The sequence below is a fragment of the Pseudomonas sp. SDT291_1_S447 genome, from assembly GCF_054070155.1.
The window spans coordinates 1-26,488 of the sequence record NZ_JBSVXS010000058.1 but is presented as its reverse complement, the minus strand read 5'-3'; the positions used below and the strand labels follow the sequence as shown (position 1 = coordinate 26,488).

The following is a 26,488-nucleotide window of genomic DNA, read 5'->3' as shown; positions in this document are numbered from 1 at the left end:
GCCCTTGTCGCAGGCTTTGGCCTGCGCCTCTTCTATCTATAAGCAGGCGACTGCGGACACCGTCGAACGCCTGCGTGTTGACCATTCATTCAGGGATCCGGACATGGAACTGGTTGTAAAAAGCGTTAGCCCAGAAACGTTGAAAACCGCCACCCTGGTGGTTGCTGTCGGCGAAGGCCGCAAACTCGGCGTCGCCGCCAAACAAGTCGACGAACTGAGCGGTGGCGCGATTAGCGCCGTGCTCAAGCGTGGCGATCTGGCTGGTAAAGTCGGTCAAAGCCTGCTGTTGCACAGCCTGCCAAACCTCAAAGCCGAGCGCGTGCTGCTGGTCGGCGTGGGCAAGGATGAAGAACTGGGCGACCGTCCGTTCCGTAAAATCGTGGCTGGCATCCTCAACACCCTGAAGGGTCTGGGCGGCAGCGACGCCGTGCTGGCGCTGGATGAAGTTATTGTCAAAAACCGCGACAGCTACGGCAAAACCCGCCTGCTGGCGGAAACTCTGGTGGACGGCGAATACACCTTCGACCAGTTCAAGAGCCAGAAAGCCGAGCCGCGCGCTCTGAAAAAAATCACCCTGCTGACCATCAAGGCTGCACAAGCTGAAGTGCAGCGCGCGGTGAACCACGCCACTGCAATCGCCAACGGCATGGCGTTCACCCGCGACCTGGGCAACCTGCCGCCGAACATCTGCCACCCGACCTTCCTCGGCGAACAAGCGAAGAATCTGGGCAAAGAGTTCAAGGATCTGAAAGTCGAAGTCCTCGACGAGAAGAAGATCAAATCCCTGGGCATGGGCTCGTTCTACGCCGTCGGCCAGGGCAGCGAGCAGCCGCCGCGCCTGATCGTCATGCAATACAACGGCGGCAAGAAATCCGAGAAGCCGTACGCCCTGGTCGGTAAAGGCATCACCTTCGACACCGGCGGCATCAGCCTGAAGCCAGGCGCCGGCATGGACGAAATGAAATACGACATGGGCGGCGCGGCCTCCGTGTTCGGCACCCTGCGTGCCGTGCTTGAACTGAAACTGCCGATCAACCTGGTGTGCATCCTCGCTTGCGCGGAAAACATGCCGAGCGGCAACGCGACCCGTCCGGGCGACATCGTCACCACCATGAGCGGCCAGACCGTGGAAATCCTCAACACCGACGCCGAAGGCCGTCTGGTGCTGTGCGACGCGCTGACCTACTCCGAGCGTTTCAAGCCACAAGCGGTGATCGACATCGCCACCCTGACCGGCGCTTGCGTCGTCGCACTGGGTGCGCACACCTCGGGCCTGCTGGGCAACAATGACGAACTGATCGACCAACTGCTCAGCGCCGGTAAAGCCGCTGACGACCGTGCCTGGCAATTGCCGCTGTTCGACGAATACCAAGAGCAACTGGACAGCCCGTTCGCCGACATCGCCAACATTGGCGGGCCGAAAGCCGGGACCATCACGGCTGCATGCTTCCTGTCGCGCTTCACCAAGAACCTCAACTGGGCGCACCTGGACATCGCCGGCACCGCGTGGACCAGCGGCGGCAAGGACAAGGGCGCCACTGGCCGTCCAGTACCGCTGCTGACCCAGTACCTGCTGGATCGTGCCAAAGCCTGAACCCGCTGATGGGCGGCGTCACTTTCGGGTGACGCCGCCTGCTGCTCTGGAACCGCAATGACCAAAGTCGACTTCTATATCCTGCCCAGCGCCGATCCGTCGGCTCGCCTGGACTTTGCCTGCAAGCTCACCGAGAAAGCCTGGCGCATGGGGCACCGCATCTACCTGCATTGCAGCGATGCGGCTCAGCGCGATGATCTCGATGCGCGCCTGTGGGCATTCAAGGGCGAAACGTTCGTGCCGCATGGCCCTGCCGACAGTGAGCCGGACGGTTTGATCGTTTTGGGACTGGGTGACGACTGCGGTCAGCATCAGGACTTACTGGTCAATCTCGACCTGAAAGTCCCGGCCTTCGCCAGCAAATTCGCCCGCGTGGCGGAAGTGGTGGTCGAAGATCCGACGATTCGGGCGGCCGCGCGGGAGAGTTTCCGTTTCTACCGCGAACAGGGCTATCCTCTGCAAGATCACCGTTTACAGCGACTCTGAGCATTCCAATGGACACTCCGAAACCGCAGCAAAAGCCAACTCACCTGCTGGACGATCTTGAATCGATCCGCCAGTTGCTCGGCGATGACAACCTGCAACCGCCGCTGCTGACCGACACGGTCGACGATGGCGAACAGGAACAGATTCCGATGTTGTTTGATTCGGTTGGCAACGAGCCGGCCGCTGTCGAACCACCACCCGCGCCAGCTCCGACACCCGCCGTACAACCGGCGGCACCTGTGGATAAAGGCCCGGACGCCCTGCTCCACCTCGACAGCGAACTGCGCGCCGCCGCGCAATTGATCATGCAGGACGTGATTGACGATTTCGCGCCGCACATCGAAACCGAAATCAAACGCCGCCTCGATGCACGGATGGAACGACTGCTCAGCCAGTACGAATAATCCCCAATCCCCTGTGGGAGCCAGCCTGCTGGCGATAGCAGCACCTCGGTTTTCCTGAAAAACCGCAGCGCCAGCATCGCGAGCAGGCTCACTCCTACATTTAGATCCCCTCCGGGCCCGCCCCGCTCGCCCTCGGCCCCATGCCCCGCTATACTCGTCGGCTTTTCCTGAATTAATGCCAATAGGGTCCCGCCGCGCATGGATAAGACCTACCAGCCGCACGCCATTGAAACTTCCTGGTACAACACCTGGGAGTCCGAGAACTACTTCGCCCCGCAAGGCGCGGGCGACTCCTACACCATCATGATCCCGCCGCCGAACGTCACCGGCAGCCTGCACATGGGTCACGGTTTCAACAACGCGATCATGGACGCCCTGATCCGTTTCCGTCGCATGCAGGGTCGCAACACCCTTTGGCAGCCGGGCACCGACCACGCCGGTATCGCCACGCAGATGCTGGTGGAGCGTCAACTCGAAGCCCAGGGCCAGAATCGCCATGATCTGGGCCGCGAAAAATTCCTCGAGAAAGTCTGGGAATGGAAGGATCAGTCCGGCGGCAACATCAGCCGTCAGATCCGCCGCCTCGGCTCGTCCGTTGACTGGAGCCGCGAGCGCTTCACCATGGACGATGGCCTCTCGGAAGCGGTCAAAGAAGCGTTTGTGCGCCTGCACGAAGACGGTTTGATCTATCGCGGCAAGCGTCTGGTCAACTGGGACACCAAGTTGCACACGGCGATTTCCGACCTCGAAGTGGAAAACCACGACGAGAAAGGTTTCCTGTGGAACCTCAAGTACCCGCTGGCCGACGGTGCGAAAACCGCTGATGGCAACGATTTCCTGATCGTCGCGACCACCCGTCCGGAAACCATGCTCGGCGACTCCGCCGTCGCGGTGAACCCGAACGACGAGCGCTACCAGGCCCTGATCGGCAAGTTTGTCGAGCTGCCACTGGTTGGCCGCCGCATCCCGATCATCGCCGACGATTACTGCGATCCTGAATTCGGCACCGGCTGCGTGAAAATCACCCCGGCCCACGATTTCAACGACTACGAAGTCGGCAAGCGCCACAACCTGCCGTTGCTGAACATCTTCGACAAGAACGCCGCCGTACTGCCGGCCTGTCAGGTGTTCAACCTCGACGGCACGCTGAACGACAGCATCGACGGCAAGATCCCGGCAGAATACGTCGGCCTCGACCGCTTCGAAGCGCGCAAGCAAATCGTCGCTGCATTCGATGCCGCCGGCCTGTTGGTCAGCGTCAACGACCACGGTCTGAAAGTGCCGAAAGGTGACCGCTCCGGCACCATCATCGAGCCGTGGCTGACCGACCAGTGGTACGTGTCGACCAAGCCTTTGGCCGAGCCTGCGATTGCTGCCGTTGAAGACGGTCTCATTCAGTTCGTGCCGAAGCAGTACGAAAACATGTACTTCTCGTGGATGCGCGACATCCAGGACTGGTGCATCAGCCGTCAGCTGTGGTGGGGCCACCGGATTCCGGCCTGGTACGGCGAGTCGGGCAAGGTCTACGTCGGTCGCGACGAAGCCGAAGTGCGTGCCAAGCACAACCTCGGCCCGGACGTGGCGCTGCAACAGGACAATGACGTACTCGACACCTGGTTCAGTTCCGGCCTGTGGACCTTCTCCACCCTGGGCTGGCCTGAGCAGACTGAATTCCTGAAGAAATTCCACTCCACCGACGTGTTGGTGACGGGCTTCGACATCATTTTCTTCTGGGTTGCCCGGATGATCATGCTGACCATGCACCTGATCAAGAACGAAGACGGCACCCCGCAGGTTCCGTTCAAGACCGTTTATGTGCACGGTCTGGTGCGTGACGGCCAGGGCCAGAAGATGTCCAAGTCCAAGGGCAACGTCCTTGACCCGCTGGACATCATCGACGGCATCGAGCTGGAAGAACTGGTGCAGAAACGCACCTCCGGCATGATGCAGCCGAAACTGGCGAAGAAGATCGAGAAGCAGACCCGCGACGAGTTCGCCGACGGCATCGCCAGCTACGGCACCGACGCCCTGCGCTTCACCTTCTGCTCGCTGGCCTCGACCGGTCGCGACATCAAGTTCGACATGGGCCGCGTCGAAGGTTATCGCAACTTCTGCAACAAGATCTGGAACGCTGCGCGTTACGTTCTGGACAAGGGCGAAGACTGCGGTCAGAACGGCGAAGCCTACGAGCTGTCGCTGGCGGATCGCTGGATCATCTCGCAGTTGCAACGCACCGAAGCCGAAGTGACCCGTCAACTCGATCAGTTCCGTTTCGACCTGGCGGCGCAAGCGCTGTACGAGTTCATCTGGAACCAGTACTGCGACTGGTACCTGGAACTGTCCAAGCCTGTGCTGTGGGACGAGAACGCGCCGGTTGAACGTCAGCGCGGTACTCGCCGTACGCTGGTACGCGTACTGGAAGTGGCGCTGCGTCTGGCGCACCCGTTCATGCCGTTCATCACTGAAGAAATCTGGCAGCGCATCGCGCCGCTGGCCGGCATTCAGGGCAAGACGATCATGCTGCAAGCGTGGCCAGTGGCCAACGAAGAGCGCATTGATCCGGCTGCCGAAGACGACATCGAGTGGCTCAAGGAACTGATGCTCGGCACGCGCAACATCCGTGGCGAAATGAACATCGGCCCGGGCAAGCCATTGCCGATCTACCTGAAGAATGTCAGCGCTGAAGACCAGCGCCGTCTGACCGAGAACGAAGCGCTGCTGAAGAAGCTGGCACGTCTTGAATCGATCACTGTTCTGAAGGCTGGCGAAGAAGCACCGCTGTCCGCCACTGCACTGGTTGGCGAGATGGAAGTGCTGGTGCCGATGGCCGGCCTGATCGACAAGGGCGCTGAACTGGCACGCTTGGACAAGGAAATCCTGCGTCTGCAGGGCGAAGTCCAGCGGGTTGGCGGCAAACTGTCCAACGCCGGTTTCGTCGACAAGGCCCCGGCCGAAGTCATCGAGAAGGAACGCGCCAAACTGGCCGAGGCTGAACAAGCCCTGGGCAAACTGGCCGAGCAGCACGCGCGGATTGCCAGCCTGTAACAGCAAATCGCAATGAAAAAGGGAGGCCCCGGTGGCCTCCCTTTTTTATGCCCACCACATTTCCACTGTAGGAGCTGCCGAAGGCTGCGATCTTTTGATCTTGCTTCTAAAAATCAACATCAAAAGATCGCAGCCTTCGGCAGCTCCTACATGGGTTCGGCGCATGGCCCATCAATGTGGGACAATACCCGCCACTTTCAGCCATACCCGAATCGATCACGCCCATGAACGCCCCCCGCACACCCAAACCTGCGCGCAAGAAGCCTGACTCCGCGACCCCGGCCAAGACCGTTGAGCCGCGTGAAAAGGCCAGCCTGCACCCGCGCAATCGCCATCAGGGTCGTTACGACTTCCCGGCGCTGATCAAAACCACGCCGGAACTGGCGAAGTTCGTGATCACCAACCCGTACGGCAAGGAAAGCATCGACTTCGCCAGCCCCGATGCGGTGCGCGTGTTCAACCGGGCGCTGCTCAAGTCGTTTTATGGCATCCAGCATTGGGATATCCCGGCCGACTACCTCTGCCCACCAGTGCCTGGCCGCGCCGATTACGTGCACTTCCTCGCTGACCTGCTGGCCAGCATGAACGACGGCAAGGTCCCGCGCGGCGCGATCGTCAACGTGCTGGACATCGGCATGGGCGCCAACTGCGTGTATCCGCTGATCGGCAACAGCGAATACCGCTGGCACTTCCTTGGTTCGGAGATTGACCCGACGGCCGTGGCTGCCGCCCGTGCCATCGTCCAGTCCAACGATCTGAACAAGGTTATCCAGTTGCGCCAGCAGGAAAACCGCAAGCACATCCTGATCGGCTTGCTGGAGCCGGGTGAGCGCTTTGACCTGACCATGTGCAACCCGCCGTTCCACGCTTCGATGGATGAAGCGACCAAGGGCAGCGAGCGCAAATGGCGCGCACTGGGCAAGGCCGACCCGAAACGCAAACTGCCAGTGCTGAACTTCGGTGGCCAGTCGGCTGAGCTGTGGTGTGAAGGTGGCGAAGCACGTTTCGTGACGCAATTGATCGCCGAAAGCGCGAATTTCCAGCATAAGGTGCTGTGGTTCAGCACGCTGGTGTCGAAAGCTTCGAACCTGCCAGCCATCGAAACCGCGCTGAAAAAGGCCGGCGTGCTGGAAAGCCAGGTCGTCGAGATGTCTCAGGGCCAGAAGCAGAGCCGCTTTGTGGCCTGGACTTTCCAGACCAAGTCCGAGCAGCAGATCTGGCGCCGCGAGCGCTGGGTACGCTAATAGCTGCGCAGATGCCCCTGTAGGAGCTGCGGCACGCTGCGATCTTTTGATCTTGATCCTGAAAACAAGATCAAAAGATCGCAGCCTCGTTTCACTCGACAGCTCCTACAGGCGGAGTAACGCCTCACCAAATCGCAGACACAAAAAAACCGTGCCCGGATCACTCCGGTGCACGGTTTTTTATTGCCGCGTCTTACTTGTTCACAGCGTCGGTCAGGCCTTTGGCCACAACCAGCTTGATCACTTTCTTCGCAGGGATTTCGATGGCAGCGCCAGTCGAAGGGTTACGGCCAGTGCGGGCAGGACGCTCGGTCACTTTCAGCTTGCCGATACCTGGCAAGGTGATTTCGCCGCCGTTTTCCAGCTGATCGGCAACGATTTGGCCCAGTTGGTCCAGAGCGTTACGCGCGGTGGTTTTCGGCGCGTCGATAGCTTCAGCGATGTCGGCGATCAGTTGGTCTTTAGTAAGAGCCATGTAGTGTTCCTTCCCTATCAAATTCATATGGATTGCAGAGTGCAGTGTCAGCCATCGAGCCCGATCTTCTGGATCTGGCACCCTCGGCGATAACCACGACGAGTCGGGTTATAGATGCCGAAATCAGGGTTTGGTTCGACCTGACAAATGCTGATTGCACGCTTAACGCAGTGACTTCGCGTAAGACCGGGCAAAACTAGCACAGAGACGGGGAAATATCCGCCTCTAGCTACCCATTTGGTCAGCTTTATTGCTCTAAATCGGTAAAAAACTGCATAAGGCCGGTCGTGCGCCCCGGTTTCGCCCTACAACCCGCGCCAAAACCAGTGGTTGCGGTACACTTAGCGCTTTTTCGGGGGAGCCTGCCCTCCTCCCTTCCAACAGCCGAGAAGCCCATGCCGATCCGTCATTGCATCGTCCACCTGATCGACAAAAAACCCGACGGCACACCCGCAGTTCTGCACGCCCGTGACACGGAACTGGCCGAGTCTGCAGCCATCGAGAACATGCTCGCCGACCTCAACGAGAGCTATAACGCCAAACAGGGCAAAGCCTGGGGTCTGTTCCATCCGGAGTCCGGCGCATTCCCCTTCAGCGGCTGGCTGAAGGAATACATGGAAGGCGGCAAGGACTTCACCGCGTTCAGCAAAGTCGCGGTCGAGCACCTGCAAAAGCTGATGGAAGAATCGAACCTGTCCGTGGGTGGCCACGTGCTGTTCGCTCACTATCAGCAAGGCATGACCGATTACCTGGCGATAGCCCTGCTGCACCACAGCGAAGGCGTGGCGGTGACCGACGAGTTGGACGTGACCCCGTCGCGCCACCTCGACCTCGGTCAACTGCACCTGGCGGCGCGCATCAACGTTTCCGAGTGGCAGAACAACAAGCAGTCCAAGCAGTACATCTCGTTCATCAAGGGCAAGAACGGCAAAAAGGTTTCGGAATACTTCCGCGACTTCATCGGCTGCCAGGAAGGCGTCGACGGCCCGGGCGAGACGCGCACGCTGCTCAAGGCTTTCAGCGACTTCGTAGAAAGCGAAGACCTGCCGGAAGAATCCGCCCGCGAGAAGACCAAGACCCTGGTCGACTACGCCAGCAGCCAGGCCAAACTCGGCGAACCGATGGGCCTGGAAGAGTTGTCCGAGCTGATCGACGAAGAACGCCCGAAAGCCTTCTACGATCACATCCGCAACAAGGATTACGGCCTGTCGCCAGAGATTCCGGCGGACAAACGCACCTTGAATCAATTCCGTCGCTTCACCGGACGCGCCGAAGGCCTGTCGATCAGCTTTGAAGCGCACCTGCTGGGCTCGAAGATCGAGTACGACGAAGAGGCTGGTACCCTGGTGATCAAAGGCCTGCCAACGTCGCTCACCGATCAGTTGAAGCGCCGTAACTGATGCTCGGCAATGTGCTGAAGAAGGTGGCGCTGGTTCTGCTGGTGGTGGTGGTCTATCAGAACTGGGGCAAGATCGAGCGGGTGTTCAATCCGTCGCAGATGGTTGCAGAGCAGACACGCGCGCAAGCCAACGTCGTGCTCTACGCCACCGACTGGTGCGGCTACTGCAAGCAGACCAAACGTTTTCTCGACAGCAAGGGGATTGCGTTCAAGGAGTTCGATATCGAGAAGGATGCCGAAGCGCGCAAGGCGTATGAGGCATTGGGTGGGCGCGGGATTCCGTTGATTGATGTGAATGGCACGTTGATTCGCGGATTCGACCCGGACGAAATCCTCGCCGCCCTGAAGTAAACACAAGAGCAAAAGATCGCAGCCTGCGGCAGCTCCTACATGAGATCGGTGTAGGAGCTGCCGAAGGCTGCGATCTTTTGCTTTTAGCGGGCTTCGATACGAAAACCAAAACGCGGGAAGTGCACATGCACCACGCCGCCACGTTCGTCTTCACGACGAATGATCAGCTCTTCGCGACCGGCAAACAGCAACTCCCCCACCACCGGATCAACTCCGTAATCCGTCGCGGCAATCGCCACTTGCTGGCCAGCCTTGAAGCCGTTCGGATCTACCAACTGCTCGCCAGGCAATGCCGCCGGTGTCGCGTTGCGTGCAACCTCAAGCGCCTCTTCCGACGTCATCGCACTGGCTGCGCCATGGCCAAAGCCCAGCACTCGTCCCAACCAGGCCGAAACAGCCGGATACTCATCCACCAGCGGAGCCGTGACATGCGTGGCCTTCAGGAACCACAGCGGATGCGCCAGCGCGAAGTCGGCAATCGACGGCTCGCCGAACAGGTAGTCGCCCTGCTCGCGCTGCAACTGCTGCTCCAGTCGCGCCATGATCGTCGGCCATTGATGTTTGGCCTGCTCAGCGGACAGACGTGTGGCACTGCCACCCGAGAACAGACCAGCGCGGTCGGCAATAAAAGCTTTGATCGCTTCCGGCGGCAGCTTGGCGAAACGCACCGCCACCGACTCCGGCTGAAACACCAGGCTCACCGCATGCTGAAACACCACCGAATCAGCCCATGTGGCAAAACTCGCTGCGGTGAATTCCTGGCCCTCGGGAAAGAACGCCGGCAAGGCCTTTTCCTGCTCCAGGCGCCGCGCGATCAGCGATGTGTCGCAATAGATATCAGCGCCAATTTGCAGCACCGGGGTCTTGCGGTAGCCACCAGTCAGCGCGGTCAGATCCGGTTTCGGCATCACCGGCGAGATATGCACCGAGCGCCACGACAAGCCTTTGAAGCCCAGCAGCAAGCGGGCCTTCTCGGCAAATGGGGAGGTCGGGTAATGATGGAGAATCAACTCGGACATGCTCGGCTCCGCCGCTCAGATAGTGAGCCGGCAGCTTAGCGTGCATTTGCTTAGCAGCCTACAGATCTGCCTGATGGGAACCAATCAGTCAGATTGATAAGACGCGACCAGACATTCCTTCGCGCTCTTCCTGAGTTTTTTGATTAACCGTTCCTGGCGCAACGCATCGCTTTTATCGCGGCACAGTTCGGTATAAACCAGCGCCATCGCCGGGCTGGAAAGGAAGAACCGCGCGCCCTTGCCACTTTGATGCTTGGCAAAACGACGCACCGGGTCGTCGCTGATCCCGCAATACAACGAACCATTGGCGGCGCGCACGAGGTAGACGAACCAGGACTTGCTCACCGGCTCGGCAACATCGACAGATTTTTCGCTAAGGCTGGTCACTTCGGGATCAAGACGTGTAGGAAACAGGCGGCGATCTTATCAGCGACCGACCTGGAATGCCTTCAGTCCCTTCAGCGCCTGAGCACGAACGGCGTTGCGCACCAACGGCGTCCAGCCCAACAGCAGGCCCTTGAAGCCCAGCGCCTGACGCGACCAGCGCCACAAATCGAAGTGGTCGTGGTGCTCGCAGATCTTGCCGTCACGAAAGACGAAACGGGCCTGGATATCGTTGATGACGATGTTGCCGGTCTGGCTGAACAGGTAGGTCGCGACCCAATGTGCGCCGCCGCTGCGCTCGTCGGCGCGGACGTTGTCGAAGGTCAGGGAGAAGTCCTTGGCGCGTGTGGTGAGCATGCGCCACATGTCGCCGGCATCGCGCCCGCGCAGTTCACCGAAGGCCGGATCGCTGAATACTACGTCGTCGGTGTAGCAGGCGGCCATGGCTTCGGCATCGAGGCGCTGGAAGGCCTGATAGAAACGGGTGATCAACGCGGCGTGGGCTTCACTCATGGGCAAACTCCAAAATAGGTACAGAGTGCCAGCACGATAATCCGCAATGCGCAGAAACACTATCGGCATTCGTAAACCGAATACCCGCTGTACACAAAACCCATGTAGGAGTGAGCCTGCTCGCGATAGCGGTGTGTCAGTCAGCGCAACGTTGACTGGTATAAAGCTATCGCGAGCAGGCTCACTCCTACAGTTTGAACCGCGTCAGATTTTTTCGCTTTGCACTTGCACGTACAGCGCACGCCCGGCGCCAAGCCCGGCGATGATCGCGCCTGTACCAATGATGCCGAAGATCCAGCCCACCGCATTCCAGCCGCCAGTCCAGTCATGCACCACGCCGACCGCGAACGGCCCCATCGACGCCAGGGTGTAACCGAAACCCTGGGACATGCTCGACAGGTTCGCCGCAACATGGGAATCGCGCGAACGCAGCACAATCAACGTCAACGCCAGACTGAACGTACCGCCCTGCCCCAGACCCAGCAAAATCGCCCAGCCCCACAGGCCTTCGATCGGCGCGTACAGGCAGCCGAACAGACCGCCGAGGGTCAGCGCCATGACCACGACGATGGCCAGACGCTGATCCTTGCCGCGAGTGGCCAGCCATGGTGCGGCCAACGAGCTGGCAAGTTGAATGATCACCGAACCGGACAACACCAGGCCGGCCTGGGTTGGCGTCAGGCCGCGACCAATCAGGATCGACGGCAACCAGCCGAAGACGATGTAGGCCAGCGATGATTGCAGGCCCATGTACAAGGTCACCTGCCAGGCCAGCGGATCACGCAGCAGACCGCGCACACGATAAGCGACATTGTGCGCGCCATGCTTTTGCCCGACTTGCGGCAACCAGAACACCGCCGCAACCAGCGCCGGAATCACCCAGAAACCCAGGCCCATCGCCCAGCTACCACCGAAATGCTCACTGAGCGGCACGCTGGAACCCGCTGCCATCGCCGCACCCAGGCACAGCGCCATGGTGTAGACGCCGGTCATGGTGCCGGCGTGTTTGGCGAAGTCGCGCTTGACGATGCCCGGCAGCAGAACACCGATGATGCCGATGCTCGCGCCGCCCAACACACTGCCGGCAAACAAGCCGATCTCGCCAAAGTTGCTGCGCAAAATGATCCCGCCGGCCAATGTCAGCAGAATCCCCAGCACCACCCGTTCAGCGCCGAAACGCCGCGCCAGAATCGGCGCCAGTGGCGCAAACAAACCGAGACAGAGCACCGGCAGCGTGGTCAGCAAACCCGCCTGAGCTGCCGATAATCCGAGGCTTTTGGAAACTTCACTGAGCAGCGGCGCCATGCTCGACAACGCCGGGCGCAGGTTCAGCGCCACCAGAATCAGCCCCAGCAGTAATAGCCACGGCCGGCGCACCAGCGGATGGCTTTGTTGCACTTGTTCGTCATCGGCCTCGGCATCGATCAGCAGCTCTTCAAGCTCTGCCGTGCGTTTGGGGGTTGTGGATATCTCGTTGCGGGACATGGATTTCTCGGTTTCAAGGTTCATTGATCAATTGCCTCGACAAGGCTTTGGCCCGTTCCGGGTCGCGTTGCTCGACCGCATCAAGCAACTCGATGTGCAGATCGAACACTTCCTGACGGCGCGGGACGATGTTCAGCGTCTGGCGCAACTGCGCGCCGACGATGCTGGAGAAATAGCGATAAAGCTCGCTGAGGGTCGGGTTGTGCGCGGCATCGACCAGACGACGGTGGAACACCAGATCGCAGGCGATGTAGGTGTCGAGGTCGCCGTGGTAGTGGCTGCCGCTGGTGCCGAGCGCCTCACGCAATGCGACGAGGTCTTCGTCGGTGCGGCGCAACGCTGCCAAGCCGATGGCCTCGACTTCGAGGATGTGCCGGGTTTCCCGCGCCTGCTCCAGCGAGCAGCGTGACAACGCCTTTAGCGTATCGAGCGGATCGACCACCGCACGCAAGTAACTGCCATCGCCCTGACGAATCTCGATCAGTCCGGAAAACGCCAGCACGCGCATGGCTTCGCGCACGGTGTTGCGGCTGATGCCCAGCTCGGCGCACAGCTCGGGTTCGGTCGGCAATCGCTCGCCAACCTGCCAGGCACCGCTGTTGATGCGTTGACGGAGTTGATCCAAGGCCTGATCGACCAGGGATCGCTTAACGAGTGGAGAAATGTCTGACATAGGATTCGCCCTTTCATCCAATCATAGGATGAATTTTCTGACATGTTAGTCAGACCCGTGTAGGACGGCAACCACCTAGGGTCAATCGGAGACACATGAAGCGGTATTTTCGATTGGTGAAAATTACCCTTTAAGGGTAATTTCAGGGACAGGGTTTTGCTTTCTTATGGAAAAGAACACACCCCATTACGACTTGGCGGTGATCAAGGCGGATGTCAGGCGACTTGGCTGGAGGGCTTTCACGCACACGGCAAGAAAAAGGGGCACTGCACTCAAACTCACTCTCGAAGAGATGCAAGAAATCGTTCTCAAGCTGCAGCGCAGCATGTTGTACAAATCGATGACGACTTATGACGATCACCGTATTTGGCAAGACGTCTATCACATCCAATCACATGGTTTGGAGATTTACATCAAGGTGTCATATCACTACGACAGGCGCCCACCCGTGATCTCTTTCAAGGAGAACCATTCATGAATACGCAGCAGTGTGTCAGTTGCGGCGCTCCGGAAGGCATGGTGCATTTCAAGGGTCGAGGCGAAACCGTGAGCGCCAAGGGAATGGAGCGTCGGATCGACGATTTGTCGGGCTGGGAGTGCCAGAAGTGCGGTGAGGTCGAATTGGACGATGAGTGCGGGCAGCGGTATTCCGACGCATGCGATGAACTCGTTATCGCCTGTAGAAAAATGGTAGGTGACGAAATGAAAAAGATCCGTCGCAAACTGCACCTGACGCAAAAGGAAACGGTGCAATTGCTTTCAGGGGGCGGGCACAACGCATTTTCACGATACGAACGCGGCGAGGTACTTCCGCCGAAAGCACTGATGCTGCTCATGCGTCTGCTGGATCGATATCCACACTTGCTTGCCGACGCGAGAGTCTTGGCTGAAGGGGCTGATTTAAGAGGCGCGTTCAAGTTCACTGAGCACAAAGAACAAGAACCTCTCACCACCTCCTGACCCATAAAAAAACAAACCCGGCACAAGGCCGGGTTTGATTTACACACAAACCATCAATGCAAAATCTGACTCAAGAACAACTTCGTCCGCTCATTCTGCGGGTTATCGAAGAAGTCGTTCGGCGCCGCCTGCTCAACGATTTCACCTTTGTCCATGAAGATCACGCGGTTGGCCACGGTACGGGCAAAGCCCATTTCGTGAGTCACGCAGAGCATGGTCATACCGTCTTCAGCCAGACCGATCATGGTGTCGAGTACTTCCTTCACCATCTCCGGATCGAGTGCTGAAGTCGGTTCATCGAACAGCATGATTTTCGGTTTCATGCACAGCGCGCGGGCGATCGCCACACGCTGTTGCTGACCACCGGACAGTTGCCCCGGAAACTTGTGCGCCTGCTCAGGAATGCGAACGCGCTCCAGGTAGTGCATGGCGATTTCTTCGGCCTTGCGCTTGGGCATCTTGCGTACCCACATCGGCGCCAGGGTGCAGTTCTGCAAAATGGTCAGGTGCGGGAACAGGTTGAAGTGCTGGAACACCATGCCGACTTCGCGGCGGATCGCTTCGATCTGCTTGAGGTCGTTGGTCAGTTCCACGCCGTCGACGACGATGCGGCCCTGCTGGTGTTCTTCCAGACGATTGAGGCAACGAATCGTTGTCGACTTGCCGGAACCCGACGGGCCGCACAGGACGATACGCTCGCCCTGTTTGACGTTGAGGTTGATGTCTTTGAGCACGTGGAACTGGCCGTACCACTTGTTGACGCCCTGCATCTGAATAATGCCTTCAGGACCTGCAGGCTTTTTGATTGCTTCACTCATTTACACAACTCCTAACGCTTGTGGCCAGTGTCGAGCTTGCGTTCCAGATGCATGGAATAGCGCGACATACCAAAACAGAAAATCCAGAACACCAGGGCGGCGAACACGTAGCCTTCGGTGGCCATACCCAGCCATTTCGGATCGGCAGCGGCTTGTTTGACGCTGTTGAGCAGGTCAAAGAGGCCGATGATGATCACCAGACTGGTGTCCTTGAACAGCGCAATGAAGGTGTTGACGATACCGGGGATCACCAGCTTCAGGGCTTGCGGCAGGATCACCAGGCCCATCGAGCGCCAGTAACCGAGCCCCATCGCCGCAGCCGCTTCGTACTGACCTTTGGGAATCGCTTGCAGACCACCGCGCACCACTTCGGCGACATAGGCCGACTGGAACAGGATCACGCCAATCAGCGCCCGCAGCAGCTTGTCGAAGTTCATGCCTTCCGGCAGGAACAGCGGCAGCATCACCGAGGACATGAACAGCACAGTGATCAACGGCACGCCGCGCCAGAACTCGATGAAGGTCACGCAGACCACACGAATTGCCGGCATGTTCGAGCGTCGACCGAGCGCCAGCACAATCCCCAGCGGCAACGCACCGGCAATACCGACTGTGGCGATGACCAGAGTCAGCATCAGGCCGCCCCACTGGCTGGTCGCCACCGGGGTCAGACCGAAACCGCCGTGCAGCAGGGTGAACGCAATGATCGGGTACAACACCAGGAAGCTCAGCCCGTAGATCGCTTTACGCGGCACACGCGAGATGAACAATGGCGCCGCGCCGATCACCGCCAGCCACACGGTCAGGTCGACGCGCCAGCGCAGTTCCGTCGGGTAATAGCCGTACATGAACTGGCCGAAACGCTGCTGAATGAACACCCAGCAGGCGCCCTCCTTGGTGCAGTCGGCGCGGGTGGTGCCGACCCAGTTGGCATCGACAATCGCCCAACTGAGGATCGGTGGCACCACGAGATAAATCAGGTAGAACGCAAACAGCGTCAGCAGGGTGTTGAGCCAGCTGGAGAACATGTTCGCGCGCATCCACGCCACCACGCCGATGCTGCTGTTCGGTGGGGGCATGTCGGGTTTGAAAGTATGAGTACTCATGCGCTTTTCCTTACCGCTCGATCAGCGCAATGCGCTTGTTGTACCAGTTCATCAGCAGGGAAATGCTGATACTGATCGCCAGGTACACGCTCATGGTGATGGCAATCACCTCGATCGCCTGGCCGGTCTGGTTAAGCACCGTGCCGGCGAACAGCGACACCATTTCCGGGTAACCGATACCGGCCGCCAGCGAAGAGTTTTTCGCCAGGTTGAGGTATTGGCTGGTCAACGGCGGAATGATCACACGCAGGGCCTGCGGAATGATCACCTTGCGCAGGGTCGGACCGTTGCGCAGGCCGAGGGAACGCGCCGCTTCGGTCTGGCCATGGCTGACCGACTTGATCCCGGAACGCACGATCTCGGCGATGAACGCCGCGGTGTACACGGTCAGGGCCAGGGTCAAGGCGAGCAGTTCCGGGATCAGCACCCAGCCGCCAACAAAGTTGAAGCCTTTGAGCTCGGGCATTTCCCAATGCAGCGGAGCGCCGAAGATCAGTGCGCACAAGGTCGGGATCACCAGCAGAATCGCCAGGCCAACCCAGAACTTGTGAAACGGCACGCCGGTTTCTTCAAAGCGCTTGTTGGCCCAGCGCGTCATCAGCACGATGCCGACAATGGCCACCACGATGCTGATCACGAACGCCCAGAAACCGTCAGCCGCCAGCGCGGCCGGCATGTTCAGGCCACGGCTGCTGACGAAAAAGGTGTCACCGAAGTTATGGCTGTTGCGCGGCCCCGGCATGGTCAGGAATACCGCGAAGTACCAGAACAGGATCTGCAGCAGCGGTGGAATGTTGCGGAACACTTCCACATACACCGTCGCCAGTTTGCTGATGATCCAGTTCTGCGACAGCCGCGCCACACCAATGATGAAGCCGAGAATCGTCGCCAGAACCACGCCGATCACGGTCACCAACAGGGTATTGAGAAGACCGATGACAAAGACGCGGGCATAGCTGTCCGCTTCGGTGTAGTCGATCAGGTGCTGAGCGATGCCGAACCCGGCACTGCGCTCCAGAAAGCCGAAACCGGAGGTAATGCCCCGGTGCTGAAGGTTGGTTTGCGTGTTGTCGAACAGGTACCAGCCCAGCGAGACCACCGCCACAACGGTGATGATCTGGAATAGCCACGCACGCACTCGTGGATCGCTGAGGCTGAGCCTCTGCTTTGGTGCGCCGATTGAATTTTGCATGAAGTGCCCCGGAAAAAATGGAACAAGAACATCACCCGGCGGTTGGCCCGCCGGGTGATAGAACCATTAGCGCACTGGTGGTGCGTACTGAATGCCGCCGTTGTTCCACAGGGCGTTCAAGCCGCGGTCGATTTCCAGCGGAGTGCTCTTGCCGAGGTTTTTCTCGAAGATTTCGCCGTAGTTGCCGACTTGTTTGACGATCTGCACAACCCAGTCTTTCGGCAGTTTCAGGTCTTTGCCGTACTCGCCGTCAGCGCCGAGCATACGGGCAACGTCCGGGTTCTTGGTCGACTTGGCTTCAGCTTCGACGTTTTTCGACGTGATGCCGGCTTCTTCGGTGTTGAGCAGCGCGTAGCCAACCCAACGGACGATGGCCAGCCACTCGTCGTCGCCGTTACGCACGACCGGGCCCAGCGGTTCTTTGGAAATGGTTTCCGGCAGAACCACGTAGTCCTTCGGCGACGCCAGCTTGCTGCGCTGGGCGAACAGCTGGGACTTGTCGGAGGTCAGCACGTCGCAACGACCGGATTCCAGCGACTTGGCGCTTTCATCGGAGGTGTCGAAAGTGATCGGGGTGTATTTCAGACCGTTGCCGCGGAAGTAGTCGGAAACGTTCAGCTCGGTGGTGGTGCCGGCCTGGATGCAGATGGTTGCACCGTCCAGCTCTTTGGCACTCTTCACGCCCAGTTTGTTATTCACCAGGAAGCCGATGCCGTCGTAGTAGGTAATGAAGCCCGGGAATTTCAGGCCCATGCCCGCGTCACGCGAACTGGTCATGGTGGTGTTGCGCGACAGGATGTCGATCTCGCCCGATTGCAGCGCGGTGAAGCGCTCCTTGGCGTTCAACTGACTGAACTTGACCTTGGTCGCGTCGCCGAATACGGCAGCGGCCACAGCGCGGCAGACGTCAGCGTCGATCCCGAGGATCTTGCCGGTCGCGTCCGGTACCGAGAAGCCCGGCAGACCGTCGCTCACGCCACACTGCACGAAACCTTTCTTCTGCACTGCATCCAGGGTTGCACCCGCCTGAGCGAACCCGCTGACACCGAGTACTGTTGCTGCAGTCACGATGGCCAGGGTGGATTTCAACATCTTCATTCAAACCTCCAGTTTTGCTCTTGTTGTGTCGGAGCTTGAGTCCAGTCGCACCCTTTTGAGGCGTTGTTGACCCGTGTTGGCTTTTTTTGGGGTCAACCGACGTAAGACCTTCGCTATGAGTCTAGTAGGAGAAAATCCACATCATGGACAACTCACCTCTCACCAATCGGCCGAACGGGCTGTAGCCCTTTCACATTCGCTAAGCCCGTAGCGGCCATTGGCGAACATCCATCACCGGATTCTTTGCAATCCCGTCGCGGGTCGTACACTGATAGTGTTACCGCCCACGCAAGATCGGTTGCACGGTTCAAGCCATAGCAAAGCCCGTACCACACCGCTCACCGAATCGATTCGGCGACAGGTCAATAGCAAAACTTGTAACCTTGCGACATCTTCTTAACGGATCAACCGGACGCGCACTCGAATCACGCACTCAATGAGAGCGCCCGCACATATTTGGAGCAGACATGACCGAGCCCTTGATTCTTCAGCCTGTTAAGCCCGCAGACGCCTGCGTGATCTGGCTGCACGGCCTCGGCGCCGATCGCTATGACTTTTTGCCAGTGGCCGAAGCGCTACAAGAAAGCTTGCTGAGCACACGCTTCGTGCTGCCGCAGGCGCCCACACTTCCAGTGACGATAAATGGCGGATATGCCATGCCGAGCTGGTACGACATTAAAGCCATGAGCCCGGCGCGGGCGATTGACCGTGACCAGTTGGAAGCATCGGCGGATCGCATCATCGAATTGATCGAAAACGAGCGCGCCAGCGGAATAGACGCCTCGCGGATTTTCCTTGCCGGTTTTTCCCAGGGTGGCGCTGTCGTTTTGCACACCGCTTTTGTGAAATGGCAAGGCGCACTGGGTGGTGTACTTGCTCTGTCGACTTATGCGCCGACGTTCAGCGATGACATGCAGCTTTCAGCCAGTCAGCAGCGGATTCCCGCGCTGTGTCTGCACGGTCAGTTCGATGGCGTGGTGCAAAACTCGATGGGCCGCAGTGCCTACGAGCATTTGGTGAAGCATGGTGTCACCGTGACATGGCAGGAATACCCAATGGAGCACGAAGTGTTACCCGAGGAAATTCGCGACATCGGCGTCTGGTTGAGCGAACGCCTGCGCTAAGCGTCGAGATTAAAATCGCCCTTTGATCCCTCCCCCTACGCCGCGCCCGTTTCTTGCATTACACTGGCCGGCGTACATTCCTTAACCAATTGATGAGATGACCGTGCTCAAAGCACTCAAGAAGATGTTCGGTAAAAGCGAGGCTGAGCAGCTCGCGCCAGTTCCCAGTGCGCCGTCGCACGCCCCCGGTCATCGCAGCGATGCCCCACAGGCCGACCGCCCCGCTCACGTAGCGGCACCGAAGGCAGAACCGCAACCTGCACCGGCCGCGTCAATCGCCGCCGAACCTGCCCGCAGCGAAACGCCGAAACCGGCCAGACCGCGCCGCGAACCGAAGCCCAAGGCATCGGTTATTCCGTGGAAACTCGAAGATTTCGTCGTCGAGCCACAGGAAGGCAAAACCCGCTTCCATGATTTCAAACTGTCGCCAGAACTGATGCACGCCATTCAGGATCTGGGCTTCCCGTATTGCACGCCGATCCAGGCGCAGGTGCTGGGCTTCACCCTCGCCGGCAAAGACGCCATTGGTCGCGCACAGACCGGCACCGGTAAAACCGCCGCGTTTCTGATTTCGATCATCACCCAACTGTTGCAAACGCCGCCGCCGAAAGAACGCTACATGGGCGAACCCCGTGCGCTGATCATCGCGCCGACCCGTGAGCTGGTGGTGCAGATCGCCAAGGACGCCGCTGACCTGACCAAGTACACCGGCCTCAACGTCATGACGTTTGTTGGCGGCATGGACTTCGACAAGCAGCTCAAGCACCTCGAAGCGCGTCACTGCGACATTCTCGTCGCGACCCCGGGCCGCCTGCTCGACTTCAACCAGCGCGGCGACGTGCATCTGGACATGGTCGAAGTGATGGTGCTGGACGAAGCCGACCGCATGCTCGACATGGGCTTCATCCCGCAAGTACGTCAGATCATCCGCCAGACGCCGCCGAAGTCCGAGCGTCAGACCCTGCTGTTCTCCGCGACCTTCACCGAAGACGTGATGAACCTCGCAAAGCAGTGGACGACCGATCCGTCCATCGTCGAAATCGAAGTCACCAACGTCGCCAGCGAAAACGTCGAGCAACACATCTACGCCGTGGCCGGTGCCGACAAGTACAAATTGCTCTACAACCTGGTCAACGATAATGGCTGGGAGCGGGTGATGGTCTTCGCCAACCGCAAGGACGAAGTGCGCCGCATCGAAGAACGTCTGGTGCGCGACGGTGTGAATGCGGCGCAGTTGTCCGGCGACGTGCCGCAACACAAACGCATCAAGACCCTGGAAGGCTTCCGTGAAGGCAAGATTCGCGTACTGGTTGCCACTGATGTGGCCGGTCGCGGCATCCACATCGACGGCATCAGCCACGTGATCAACTTCACCCTGCCGGAAGTCCCGGACGACTACGTGCACCGCATCGGCCGGACCGGTCGTGCTGGCGCCGATGGCGTGTCGATCAGCTTCGCCGGTGAGGACGACTCCTACCAGTTGCCGTCCATCGAAGAAAAGCTCGGTCGCAAGATCAGCTGTGAAACGCCGCCGACGCATCTGTTGCGTGCGGTTGAGCGCAAGCGTCCGCAGTAAGCGATACGAATAAAAGAAGCGCAGCCGGCAACGGACTGCGCTTTTTTTTCGCCCGGTATTTGATCAGGTGCTTGCGAGAGAAAACTAAATGTCCATAATGGACAAATTAGTTTAAATACAGACTCCGGAGCCTGAAATGTCCAGTACGCCCTACGTGATCGACCAGCATCAGGTCCGCGAGCTTCTGGTGCGCATCGACGTGCCGCAGATTCTGCGCAAACTGTTTCGCGATCTTGCAGCGGGTAATGCCGTGCAACCGGCGCAACAACTGGTGGAATTTCCTCAAGGTGCCGGCGACTTCATCAATTATCTGGGTGTGCTGGCTGAGGACGGCGTGTACGGCGTGAAGACCTCGCCGTACATCGTTCGCGAGCAAGGTGCGCTGGTGACGGCATGGACCTTGTTGATGTCGATGAAAACCGGTCAACCGCTGCTGCTCTGCGATGCCGGTGAACTGACCACCGCGCGCACCGCCGCGACCACGGCCGTCGCGGTCGACGCCCTCGCTCCGGTCAATGCCACGCGACTGGCAATCATTGGTAGCGGCAAGGTTGCCCAGGCGCATCTGCACTACGTGAAATCGCTGCGAGACTGGCAGAGCATCAGCCTGTATTCGCCAAGCCTGTCCGCCGACGCGCAAACCCAGGCACTGTTGAAAGCCATCACGCCCAATCTGAAAATTGCCGATAGCCGTGAAGCGGCCATTGCCGAGGCTGATGTGATCATGCTGTGTACCTCGTCCCCCGGCCCGGTGATCGATCCTGCCGCGCTGAGCAAACCGGCCCTGATCACCTCGATCAGCACCAACGCCCCACGTGCCCACGAAGTCCCGCCGCAGAGCCTCAACGACATGCAGGTGTTCTGCGACTATCGTCTGACCACGCCGGGGTCGGCGGGTGAGATGTTGATTGCCAGTGAACAGCATGGCTGGAGCAAGGATTCGATTGTTGGCGATCTGGCGGATTTGCTCAGCGAGAAAGTGCAGCGTCCGGGTTACGACCGTCACGTGTTCTTCCGTTCAATCGGCCTTGGCCTGGAAGACATTGCCCTCGCCAATGCGATTTATCACTTGACCCACTAACACCACGAATCCCCCTGTAGGAGTGAGCCTGCTCGCGATAGCGGTCTTACAATCAGCATTATTGTTGACTGGTACACCGCTATCGCGAGCAGGCTCACTCCTACAGGAGATCGCGAACGCCTTGATATTGCGTACCCACTGGAGAACCTCATGAGCCAGGCAGATTTCATCATCATCGGCGGCGGAATTGCCGGCGCTTCCAGCGGTTTCTGGCTGTCGCCGCACGGTAAAGTGATCGTGCTCGAACGTGAATCCCACCCGGCCTATCACTCCACCGGGCGCTCCGCCGCGCTGTTCACCGCCGCGTACGGCACACCACAAGTACGCGCGCTGACCCAGGCCAGCCGGGCGTTTTTCGACAACCCGCCCAGCGGTTTCTGCGAACACCCACTGCTGACCCCGCGCGGCGAAATGACCGTCGATTTCACCGGTGACGCCGCCGAACTGAACAACCAATACCTCAGCGCCAAAGCCACCGTGCCGGAAATGCAATTGCTCAGCGCCGACGAAGCCTGTGCGCGACTGCCGATCCTGCGTCGGGAAAAAGTCCACGGTGCGATCTACGATCCAAGTGCCAGCGACATCGACACCGACGCCTTGCATCAGGGCTACCTGCGCGGCATCCGTCGCAATAACGGTGAAGTGCATACCGATTGCGAAGTACTCGGCCTGAACCGCGACGCCGACGGCCTCTGGCACGTACAAACCAACGGCCAGACCTTCAGCGCACCAGTGATCATCAACGCCGCCGGCGCCTGGGCCGACAAGATCGGCGCACTGGCCGGTGCCAAGCCGCTGGGCCTGCAACCGAAACGCCGCGCCGCATTTATTTTCGCCGGCCCCGAAGGCGTCGATATTCATCACTGGCCGATGCTGGTCAGCCTCGACGAATCCTTCTATATGAAGCCTGACGCCGGCATGTTCCTCGGCTCGCCGGCCAACGCCGACCCGGTCGAACCTCACGATGTGCAGCCGGAAGAACTGGACATCGCCATGGGCATCTACCAGATCGAAGAAGCCACGACGCTGACCATCCGCCGCCCGACCCGCACCTGGGCCGGGCTGCGCAGTTTCGTCGCCGACGGTGATCTGCTCAGCGGTTTCGACCAGCAGGTGCCGGGGTTGTTCTGGGTCGCGGCGCAAGGGGGGTATGGCATCCAGACTTCGCCGGCGATGGGCCAGGCCAGTGCGGCATTGGTGCGCGGCGAGCCTTTGCCCGAGCATTTGCGCAACTTCGGCCTGAGCAGCGCCATGCTCTCCCCTGCCCGCCTCGCCTGATCGTCCACCCGGATGACGCGCCCAACGGATTGCGGCACACTCGCAGCGCCTCCTGATCACGGGGGCGTTGACGCTGCCTGGAGCTCCACTGTCATGACCGCCCCTGAATTCGACCCGGCCCTGGATAACTTCCGCGCCATCGCCGATGCCATCGCCACACTGTTCTTTCCGCACGCCGAAGTGGTGCTGCACGACCTGCGCACGCAGAAGGTCGATTACATCGCCAACAACCTGTCCAAGCGTGAAATCGGTGACGACTCCTCGCTGGAAGACATGCTCAGTGAGGATGTCAGTGACCGCAATATCGGTCCGTACGAAAAGCTCAATTGGGACGGCCAGAAGATTCGCAGCCTGAGCAGCGTCCTGCGCGACAGCGAAGGCCTGCCGCTGGCGGTGCTGTGCATCAACTTGAATATTTCGCTGTTCGAAAATGCCAAGGCGGCGCTGGACCTGTTCCTCTCACCGAGCAAACTGATCCCGCAACCGGACTCACTGTTTCGCGATGACTGGCAGGAGCGCATCAACACCTTCCTCCACGCCTGGCTGCGCGAACGGCAGCTGAGCCTGAATCTGCTGACCCGCGATCACAAGCGTGAACTGGTGCTGGCACTGCACGCCGAAGGCGCGTTCAAGGGCAAGAGCGCCTCGAACTATGTGGCCAATGTGCTGAACATGGGGCGGGCGACGGTGTACAAGCATTTGAAGGAATTGAAGGAATTGAAGGGCTAGAGATTTGCAGTGATTTCTCTGACGCCATCGCGAGCAGGCTCACTCCTACAGGGGAACGCATTCCAAATGTAGGAGTGAGCCTGCTCGCGATAGCGGACTATCAGTCGCCGTAAATGTCGGACTTGAAATACTTCTCGGAAATCTTCTGGTACTCGCCACTCGCGCGAATGCCATCAATCGCGCCATTCAACTGGCTGACCAGCTCGGCATTGCCTTTGCGCACTGCAATCCCCGCCCCCTCACCGACGTACTTCGGATCCTTCAACTCAGGCCCGACAAACGCATAGCCTTTGCCACGCGGCATCGACAGGAAGTCATTCAGCGGAATGGTGTCGGCAAAAATCGCATCCAGCCGCCCTGCCGCCAGATCCATGTAAATCTCTTCGTTGTTGCTGTAGCGCTTGACGTTGATGCCCTTCGGCTCGAACACCTCGGTGGCATAACGATCAGTGGTGGTCGCGCGCTGCACGCCGACGTTCTTGCCCTTCAGGCTGGCGTATTGATCGTCAACGCTGGCGCCTTCTTTCATCACCAGCCGCGACGAAGTGAAGTAGTACTTGTGGCTGAAATCCACCGACTTCTTGCGGTCTTCGTTGATGGTCATCGAGGACAGCGCCATGTCGATCTTCTTCACTTTCAGCGAAGGAATCAGACCGTCGAACTCACCTTCGACCCACACGCACTTGACCTTCATCTGCGCACACAGGGCATTGCCGATGTCGTAGTCGAAACCGACGATTTCGCCCTTGTCGGTTTTCGAGGCGAACGGCGGGTATGCGGCTTCGATGCCGATGCGCAGGGTTTGCTCAGCGGCAAACACGCTGGCTGAGGCCAACAGGCTTAGGGCAAGACCGGTGATGAGGGGGAGTTTCTTCATGTTCGTTCTCTCGCGGGTTGTTGTTGGTTTGGCAAGAAAGAGCTGAAATAGAGGGAGATGCTTTTTTGTACTTATAAATCCATATTGGACTTATATGTATAGCCAGTCAATCAGGCAAAGACAGAGGTTTTTGGTGTTGCAAATGACGTCATCGCGAGCAGGCTCACTTCTACAGGGGGAACGCATTCCAACTGTAGGAGTGAGCCTGCTCGCGATAGCTTATTTGAAGGCGCTACAAGACTTACTTTTTCCAGCGATCCGCCGCTGCATGATCACTGTCGCGCCCCTCCACCCAACGCGGCCCGTCGCTGGTGTTTTCCTTCTTCCAGAACGGTGCACGGGTTTTCAGGTAGTCCATGACGAAGGCACAGGCATCGAACGCGGCCTGGCGATGGGCGCTGGCGGCGCCGACGAACACGATCGGCTCGCCCGGTTCCAGCGCGCCGATGCGGTGCAGCACTTCCAGTTTCAGCAGTGGCCAGCGCTGCTCGGCTTCGATGGCGATCTTGCCGAGGGCCTTTTCGGTCATGCCCGGATAGTGCTCGAGGAACATCCCGGCCACATCCAGCCCATCGTTGAAGTCGCGCACGTAGCCGACAAAGCTCACCACCGCGCCGACGCCGACATTGGCCGCGTGCATCGCGTTGACTTCAGCGCCTGGGTCGAACGACGTGGCCTGCACACGAATAGCCATGGCTCAGCCTCCGGTCACGGTAGGGAAAAACGCCACTTCGTCGCCGTCGACCACCGGCTCGTCGAGCTGGCAGAGGTCTTCGTTGCGTGCGCACATCAGGTTCTGCTCGCTCAGCACCTCGGCGCCGTCACGTTGCGCGAGCAATGCACGCACATCGTCGACGGTGGCGAAATCGCCTTCGACCTTTACCGAATCCACGCCTAGCGCTTCACGGTAACGGGCAAAAAACTTCACGGTCAGGTTCATGGCTGCTCCGCCTGAAAGTGCCCGCTCTTGCCACCGACCTTCTCTAACAGACGCACGCTTTCAATGGTCATGCCGCGATCGACGGCTTTGCACATGTCGTAGATGGTCAGGGCGGCGACGCTGGCAGCGGTCAATGCTTCCATTTCCACACCCGTCTGCCCGGACAGTTTGCAACGGGCGACGATGCGCACGGTGTCTTCGCCGTCGGCGCTGAGTTCGACTTTGACGCCAGTGAGCATCAGTGGATGGCACAGGGGAATCAGATCGCTGGTTTTCTTCGCCGCTTGAATGCCGGCAATGCGCGCCACGGCGAACACGTCACCCTTGGGATGGCCGCCGCTGACGATCATTTGCAGCGTTGCGGGGAGCATGCGCACCAGCGCTTGGGCCGTCGCTTCACGGAACGTCACGGCTTTTTCGGTGACGTCGACCATGTTGGCGCGACCTTGGGAATCGAGATGAGTCAGCACGGGATTACTCCTGATCAGGAGCGTGGATTGTAAACCTGCGGGTCAAATTTCCGCATCACTGATTATGAAATCAACGTTGCCCCCTGTGGGAGCGAGCTTGCTCGCGAAGGCGGTGCATCAGGCTACATCGATGGTGACTGACACACCGCATTCGCGAACAAACTCAC

The 26,488-nt window shown here is 59.3% G+C and carries 28 protein-coding genes; 14 read left to right on the top strand and 14 right to left on the bottom strand.

What is annotated here, in order from left to right; translation table 11 throughout:
- Positions 1-103: 103 nt before the first annotated feature.
- The 5 genes from ACW9IR_RS18075 (at position 104) to rlmF (ending at position 6,773) form a co-directional block, all read left to right on the top strand.
- Positions 104-1,594, top strand: a complete 1,491-nt coding sequence (locus ACW9IR_RS18075) for a leucyl aminopeptidase (protein ID WP_077571238.1) — start codon at positions 104-106, stop codon at positions 1,592-1,594.
- A 57-nt stretch (positions 1,595-1,651) separates the two neighbouring features.
- Positions 1,652-2,080 (top strand): DNA polymerase III subunit chi, encoded by a 429-nt coding sequence (locus ACW9IR_RS18070; RefSeq protein ID WP_007909049.1) that lies wholly within the window; start codon positions 1,652-1,654, stop codon positions 2,078-2,080.
- 8 nt (positions 2,081-2,088) lie between these two features.
- Positions 2,089-2,484, top strand: a complete 396-nt coding sequence (locus tag ACW9IR_RS18065; protein ID WP_095119370.1) for a DNA polymerase III subunit chi — start codon at positions 2,089-2,091, stop codon at positions 2,482-2,484.
- Between the two features lie 198 nt (positions 2,485-2,682).
- Positions 2,683-5,529: a valine--tRNA ligase gene (locus tag ACW9IR_RS18060; RefSeq protein WP_457464480.1), complete on the top strand. Its 2,847-nt coding sequence runs from the start codon at positions 2,683-2,685 to the stop codon at positions 5,527-5,529.
- A 224-nt stretch (positions 5,530-5,753) separates the two neighbouring features.
- A complete protein-coding gene (rlmF, locus tag ACW9IR_RS18055) occupies positions 5,754-6,773 on the top strand; it encodes a 23S rRNA (adenine(1618)-N(6))-methyltransferase RlmF (RefSeq protein WP_095119373.1) in 1,020 nt (339 codons plus the stop codon).
- Between the two features lie 193 nt (positions 6,774-6,966).
- Here the strand turns inward: rlmF and ACW9IR_RS18050 are convergent, their stop codons facing one another.
- On the bottom strand, positions 6,967-7,248 hold the full coding sequence (locus ACW9IR_RS18050) for an HU family DNA-binding protein (protein ID WP_003221909.1): 282 nt from the start codon (positions 7,246-7,248) through the stop codon (positions 6,967-6,969).
- Between the two features lie 395 nt (positions 7,249-7,643).
- Here ACW9IR_RS18050 and yejK point away from each other — a divergent pair, with 395 nt between their 5' ends.
- Positions 7,644-8,648: a nucleoid-associated protein YejK gene (gene yejK, locus ACW9IR_RS18045; RefSeq protein WP_007909053.1), complete on the top strand. Its 1,005-nt coding sequence runs from the start codon at positions 7,644-7,646 to the stop codon at positions 8,646-8,648.
- Entirely contained in the window at positions 8,648-8,998 is a 351-nt protein-coding gene (locus ACW9IR_RS18040) for a glutaredoxin family protein (RefSeq protein WP_008083649.1), read from the top strand. Before yejK ends, ACW9IR_RS18040 begins: the two co-directional genes overlap by 1 nt.
- A gap of 83 nt (positions 8,999-9,081) precedes the next feature.
- On the opposite strand, the gene ACW9IR_RS18035 is transcribed toward ACW9IR_RS18040, so the two are convergent.
- From ACW9IR_RS18035 to ACW9IR_RS18015, 5 genes are all read right to left on the bottom strand, one after another.
- Positions 9,082-10,017: a glutathione S-transferase family protein gene (locus ACW9IR_RS18035; protein WP_110719089.1), complete on the bottom strand. Its 936-nt coding sequence runs from the start codon at positions 10,015-10,017 to the stop codon at positions 9,082-9,084.
- Between the two features lie 84 nt (positions 10,018-10,101).
- Positions 10,102-10,404: a GIY-YIG nuclease family protein gene (locus ACW9IR_RS18030; protein ID WP_008083651.1), complete on the bottom strand. Its 303-nt coding sequence runs from the start codon at positions 10,402-10,404 to the stop codon at positions 10,102-10,104.
- A 39-nt stretch (positions 10,405-10,443) separates the two neighbouring features.
- Complete coding sequence (locus tag ACW9IR_RS18025; RefSeq protein ID WP_102900614.1) at positions 10,444-10,914, bottom strand: nuclear transport factor 2 family protein; 471 nt, start codon at positions 10,912-10,914, stop codon at positions 10,444-10,446.
- Positions 10,915-11,118: 204 nt separating this feature from the next.
- On the bottom strand, positions 11,119-12,423 hold the full coding sequence (locus ACW9IR_RS18020) for a CynX/NimT family MFS transporter (protein WP_110719088.1): 1,305 nt from the start codon (positions 12,421-12,423) through the stop codon (positions 11,119-11,121).
- On the bottom strand, positions 12,413-13,072 hold the full coding sequence (locus ACW9IR_RS18015) for a FadR/GntR family transcriptional regulator (protein ID WP_095119378.1): 660 nt from the start codon (positions 13,070-13,072) through the stop codon (positions 12,413-12,415). Before ACW9IR_RS18015 ends, ACW9IR_RS18020 begins: the two co-directional genes overlap by 11 nt.
- Before the next feature lie 166 nt (positions 13,073-13,238).
- On the opposite strand from ACW9IR_RS18015, the gene ACW9IR_RS18010 reads away from it, so the two are divergent.
- Positions 13,239-13,550 carry a type II toxin-antitoxin system MqsR family toxin gene (locus ACW9IR_RS18010; RefSeq protein WP_102900616.1) on the top strand — a complete coding sequence of 104 codons (312 nt, stop codon included), beginning with the start codon at positions 13,239-13,241 and terminating at the stop codon, positions 13,548-13,550.
- Complete coding sequence (locus ACW9IR_RS18005) at positions 13,547-14,032, top strand: type II TA system antitoxin MqsA family protein (RefSeq protein ID WP_110719086.1); 486 nt, start codon at positions 13,547-13,549, stop codon at positions 14,030-14,032. Before ACW9IR_RS18010 ends, ACW9IR_RS18005 begins: the two co-directional genes overlap by 4 nt.
- Before the next feature lie 53 nt (positions 14,033-14,085).
- Here the strand turns inward: ACW9IR_RS18005 and ACW9IR_RS18000 are convergent, their stop codons facing one another.
- The 4 genes from ACW9IR_RS18000 to ACW9IR_RS17985 all read right to left on the bottom strand — a co-directional run bounded on the left by ACW9IR_RS18000 (position 14,086) and on the right by ACW9IR_RS17985 (position 18,246).
- Positions 14,086-14,850, bottom strand: a complete 765-nt coding sequence (locus ACW9IR_RS18000; protein WP_038357653.1) for an amino acid ABC transporter ATP-binding protein — start codon at positions 14,848-14,850, stop codon at positions 14,086-14,088.
- Between the two features lie 11 nt (positions 14,851-14,861).
- Positions 14,862-15,956: an amino acid ABC transporter permease gene (locus ACW9IR_RS17995; RefSeq protein WP_007949911.1), complete on the bottom strand. Its 1,095-nt coding sequence runs from the start codon at positions 15,954-15,956 to the stop codon at positions 14,862-14,864.
- A 10-nt stretch (positions 15,957-15,966) separates the two neighbouring features.
- Positions 15,967-17,148, bottom strand: a complete 1,182-nt coding sequence (locus ACW9IR_RS17990; RefSeq protein ID WP_007914329.1) for an amino acid ABC transporter permease — start codon at positions 17,146-17,148, stop codon at positions 15,967-15,969.
- A 66-nt stretch (positions 17,149-17,214) separates the two neighbouring features.
- Complete coding sequence (locus tag ACW9IR_RS17985; protein WP_007914328.1) at positions 17,215-18,246, bottom strand: amino acid ABC transporter substrate-binding protein; 1,032 nt, start codon at positions 18,244-18,246, stop codon at positions 17,215-17,217.
- Positions 18,247-18,713: 467 nt separating this feature from the next.
- On the opposite strand from ACW9IR_RS17985, the gene ACW9IR_RS17980 reads away from it, so the two are divergent.
- The 5 genes from ACW9IR_RS17980 to ACW9IR_RS17960 all read left to right on the top strand — a co-directional run bounded on the left by ACW9IR_RS17980 (position 18,714) and on the right by ACW9IR_RS17960 (position 24,034).
- On the top strand, positions 18,714-19,370 hold the full coding sequence (locus tag ACW9IR_RS17980) for an alpha/beta hydrolase (RefSeq protein ID WP_095119382.1): 657 nt from the start codon (positions 18,714-18,716) through the stop codon (positions 19,368-19,370).
- A gap of 97 nt (positions 19,371-19,467) precedes the next feature.
- The gene (rhlB, locus tag ACW9IR_RS17975; protein ID WP_457464473.1) at positions 19,468-20,946 is read left to right on the top strand and encodes an ATP-dependent RNA helicase RhlB; all 1,479 of its coding nucleotides are present in this window, start codon (positions 19,468-19,470) and stop codon (positions 20,944-20,946) included.
- Between the two features lie 136 nt (positions 20,947-21,082).
- Positions 21,083-22,027, top strand: a complete 945-nt coding sequence (locus ACW9IR_RS17970) for an ornithine cyclodeaminase family protein (RefSeq protein WP_457464471.1) — start codon at positions 21,083-21,085, stop codon at positions 22,025-22,027.
- 150 nt (positions 22,028-22,177) lie between these two features.
- Positions 22,178-23,305 (top strand): NAD(P)/FAD-dependent oxidoreductase, encoded by a 1,128-nt coding sequence (locus ACW9IR_RS17965; protein WP_110719083.1) that lies wholly within the window; start codon positions 22,178-22,180, stop codon positions 23,303-23,305.
- A 93-nt stretch (positions 23,306-23,398) separates the two neighbouring features.
- Positions 23,399-24,034, top strand: a complete 636-nt coding sequence (locus ACW9IR_RS17960; RefSeq protein ID WP_457464469.1) for a helix-turn-helix transcriptional regulator — start codon at positions 23,399-23,401, stop codon at positions 24,032-24,034.
- 100 nt (positions 24,035-24,134) lie between these two features.
- On the opposite strand, the gene ACW9IR_RS17955 is transcribed toward ACW9IR_RS17960, so the two are convergent.
- The 4 genes from ACW9IR_RS17955 to moaC form a co-directional block, all read right to left on the bottom strand.
- On the bottom strand, positions 24,135-24,911 hold the full coding sequence (locus ACW9IR_RS17955; RefSeq protein ID WP_095119386.1) for an ABC transporter substrate-binding protein: 777 nt from the start codon (positions 24,909-24,911) through the stop codon (positions 24,135-24,137).
- 241 nt (positions 24,912-25,152) lie between these two features.
- Positions 25,153-25,605 (bottom strand): molybdopterin synthase catalytic subunit MoaE, encoded by a 453-nt coding sequence (moaE, locus tag ACW9IR_RS17950; protein WP_457464467.1) that lies wholly within the window; start codon positions 25,603-25,605, stop codon positions 25,153-25,155.
- Between the two features lie 3 nt (positions 25,606-25,608).
- The gene (locus ACW9IR_RS17945; RefSeq protein WP_016985014.1) at positions 25,609-25,851 is read right to left on the bottom strand and encodes a MoaD/ThiS family protein; all 243 of its coding nucleotides are present in this window, start codon (positions 25,849-25,851) and stop codon (positions 25,609-25,611) included.
- A complete protein-coding gene (moaC, locus tag ACW9IR_RS17940) occupies positions 25,848-26,321 on the bottom strand; it encodes a cyclic pyranopterin monophosphate synthase MoaC (protein WP_007914310.1) in 474 nt (157 codons plus the stop codon). The genes ACW9IR_RS17945 and moaC overlap by 4 nt, the downstream gene beginning before the upstream one ends.
- Between the last annotated feature and the right edge of the window lie 167 nt (positions 26,322-26,488).

Bases quoted from the DNA above. Each gene is read 5' to 3' on its own strand.
- ACW9IR_RS18035 (WP_110719089.1), bottom strand. From the start codon at position 10,017: ATGTCCGAGTTGATTCTCCATCATTACCCGACCTCCCCATTTGCCGAG.
- ACW9IR_RS18070 (WP_007909049.1), top strand. From the start codon at position 1,652: ATGACCAAAGTCGACTTCTATATCCTGCCCAGCGCCGATCCGTCGGCT.
- ACW9IR_RS17980 (WP_095119382.1), top strand. From the start codon at position 18,714: ATGACCGAGCCCTTGATTCTTCAGCCTGTTAAGCCCGCAGACGCCTGC.
- ACW9IR_RS18005 (WP_110719086.1), top strand. From the start codon at position 13,547: ATGAATACGCAGCAGTGTGTCAGTTGCGGCGCTCCGGAAGGCATGGTG.
- rlmF (WP_095119373.1), top strand. From the start codon at position 5,754: ATGAACGCCCCCCGCACACCCAAACCTGCGCGCAAGAAGCCTGACTCC.
- ACW9IR_RS18050 (WP_003221909.1), bottom strand. From the start codon at position 7,248: ATGGCTCTTACTAAAGACCAACTGATCGCCGACATCGCTGAAGCTATC.
- ACW9IR_RS18010 (WP_102900616.1), top strand. From the start codon at position 13,239: ATGGAAAAGAACACACCCCATTACGACTTGGCGGTGATCAAGGCGGAT.
- ACW9IR_RS18040 (WP_008083649.1), top strand. From the start codon at position 8,648: ATGCTCGGCAATGTGCTGAAGAAGGTGGCGCTGGTTCTGCTGGTGGTG.
- ACW9IR_RS18065 (WP_095119370.1), top strand. From the start codon at position 2,089: ATGGACACTCCGAAACCGCAGCAAAAGCCAACTCACCTGCTGGACGAT.
- ACW9IR_RS17960 (WP_457464469.1), top strand. From the start codon at position 23,399: ATGACCGCCCCTGAATTCGACCCGGCCCTGGATAACTTCCGCGCCATC.
- ACW9IR_RS17995 (WP_007949911.1), bottom strand. From the start codon at position 15,956: ATGAGTACTCATACTTTCAAACCCGACATGCCCCCACCGAACAGCAGC.
- ACW9IR_RS17965 (WP_110719083.1), top strand. From the start codon at position 22,178: ATGAGCCAGGCAGATTTCATCATCATCGGCGGCGGAATTGCCGGCGCT.
- ACW9IR_RS18060 (WP_457464480.1), top strand. From the start codon at position 2,683: ATGGATAAGACCTACCAGCCGCACGCCATTGAAACTTCCTGGTACAAC.
- yejK (WP_007909053.1), top strand. From the start codon at position 7,644: ATGCCGATCCGTCATTGCATCGTCCACCTGATCGACAAAAAACCCGAC.
- moaE (WP_457464467.1), bottom strand. From the start codon at position 25,605: ATGGCTATTCGTGTGCAGGCCACGTCGTTCGACCCAGGCGCTGAAGTC.
- rhlB (WP_457464473.1), top strand. From the start codon at position 19,468: ATGACCGTGCTCAAAGCACTCAAGAAGATGTTCGGTAAAAGCGAGGCT.
- ACW9IR_RS17985 (WP_007914328.1), bottom strand. From the start codon at position 18,246: ATGAAGATGTTGAAATCCACCCTGGCCATCGTGACTGCAGCAACAGTA.
- ACW9IR_RS18000 (WP_038357653.1), bottom strand. From the start codon at position 14,850: ATGAGTGAAGCAATCAAAAAGCCTGCAGGTCCTGAAGGCATTATTCAG.
- ACW9IR_RS17990 (WP_007914329.1), bottom strand. From the start codon at position 17,148: ATGCAAAATTCAATCGGCGCACCAAAGCAGAGGCTCAGCCTCAGCGAT.
- ACW9IR_RS17945 (WP_016985014.1), bottom strand. From the start codon at position 25,851: ATGAACCTGACCGTGAAGTTTTTTGCCCGTTACCGTGAAGCGCTAGGC.
- ACW9IR_RS18015 (WP_095119378.1), bottom strand. From the start codon at position 13,072: ATGTCAGACATTTCTCCACTCGTTAAGCGATCCCTGGTCGATCAGGCC.
- ACW9IR_RS18075 (WP_077571238.1), top strand. From the start codon at position 104: ATGGAACTGGTTGTAAAAAGCGTTAGCCCAGAAACGTTGAAAACCGCC.
- ACW9IR_RS18020 (WP_110719088.1), bottom strand. From the start codon at position 12,423: ATGAACCTTGAAACCGAGAAATCCATGTCCCGCAACGAGATATCCACA.
- ACW9IR_RS18025 (WP_102900614.1), bottom strand. From the start codon at position 10,914: ATGAGTGAAGCCCACGCCGCGTTGATCACCCGTTTCTATCAGGCCTTC.
- ACW9IR_RS17970 (WP_457464471.1), top strand. From the start codon at position 21,083: ATGTCCAGTACGCCCTACGTGATCGACCAGCATCAGGTCCGCGAGCTT.
- ACW9IR_RS17955 (WP_095119386.1), bottom strand. From the start codon at position 24,911: ATGAAGAAACTCCCCCTCATCACCGGTCTTGCCCTAAGCCTGTTGGCC.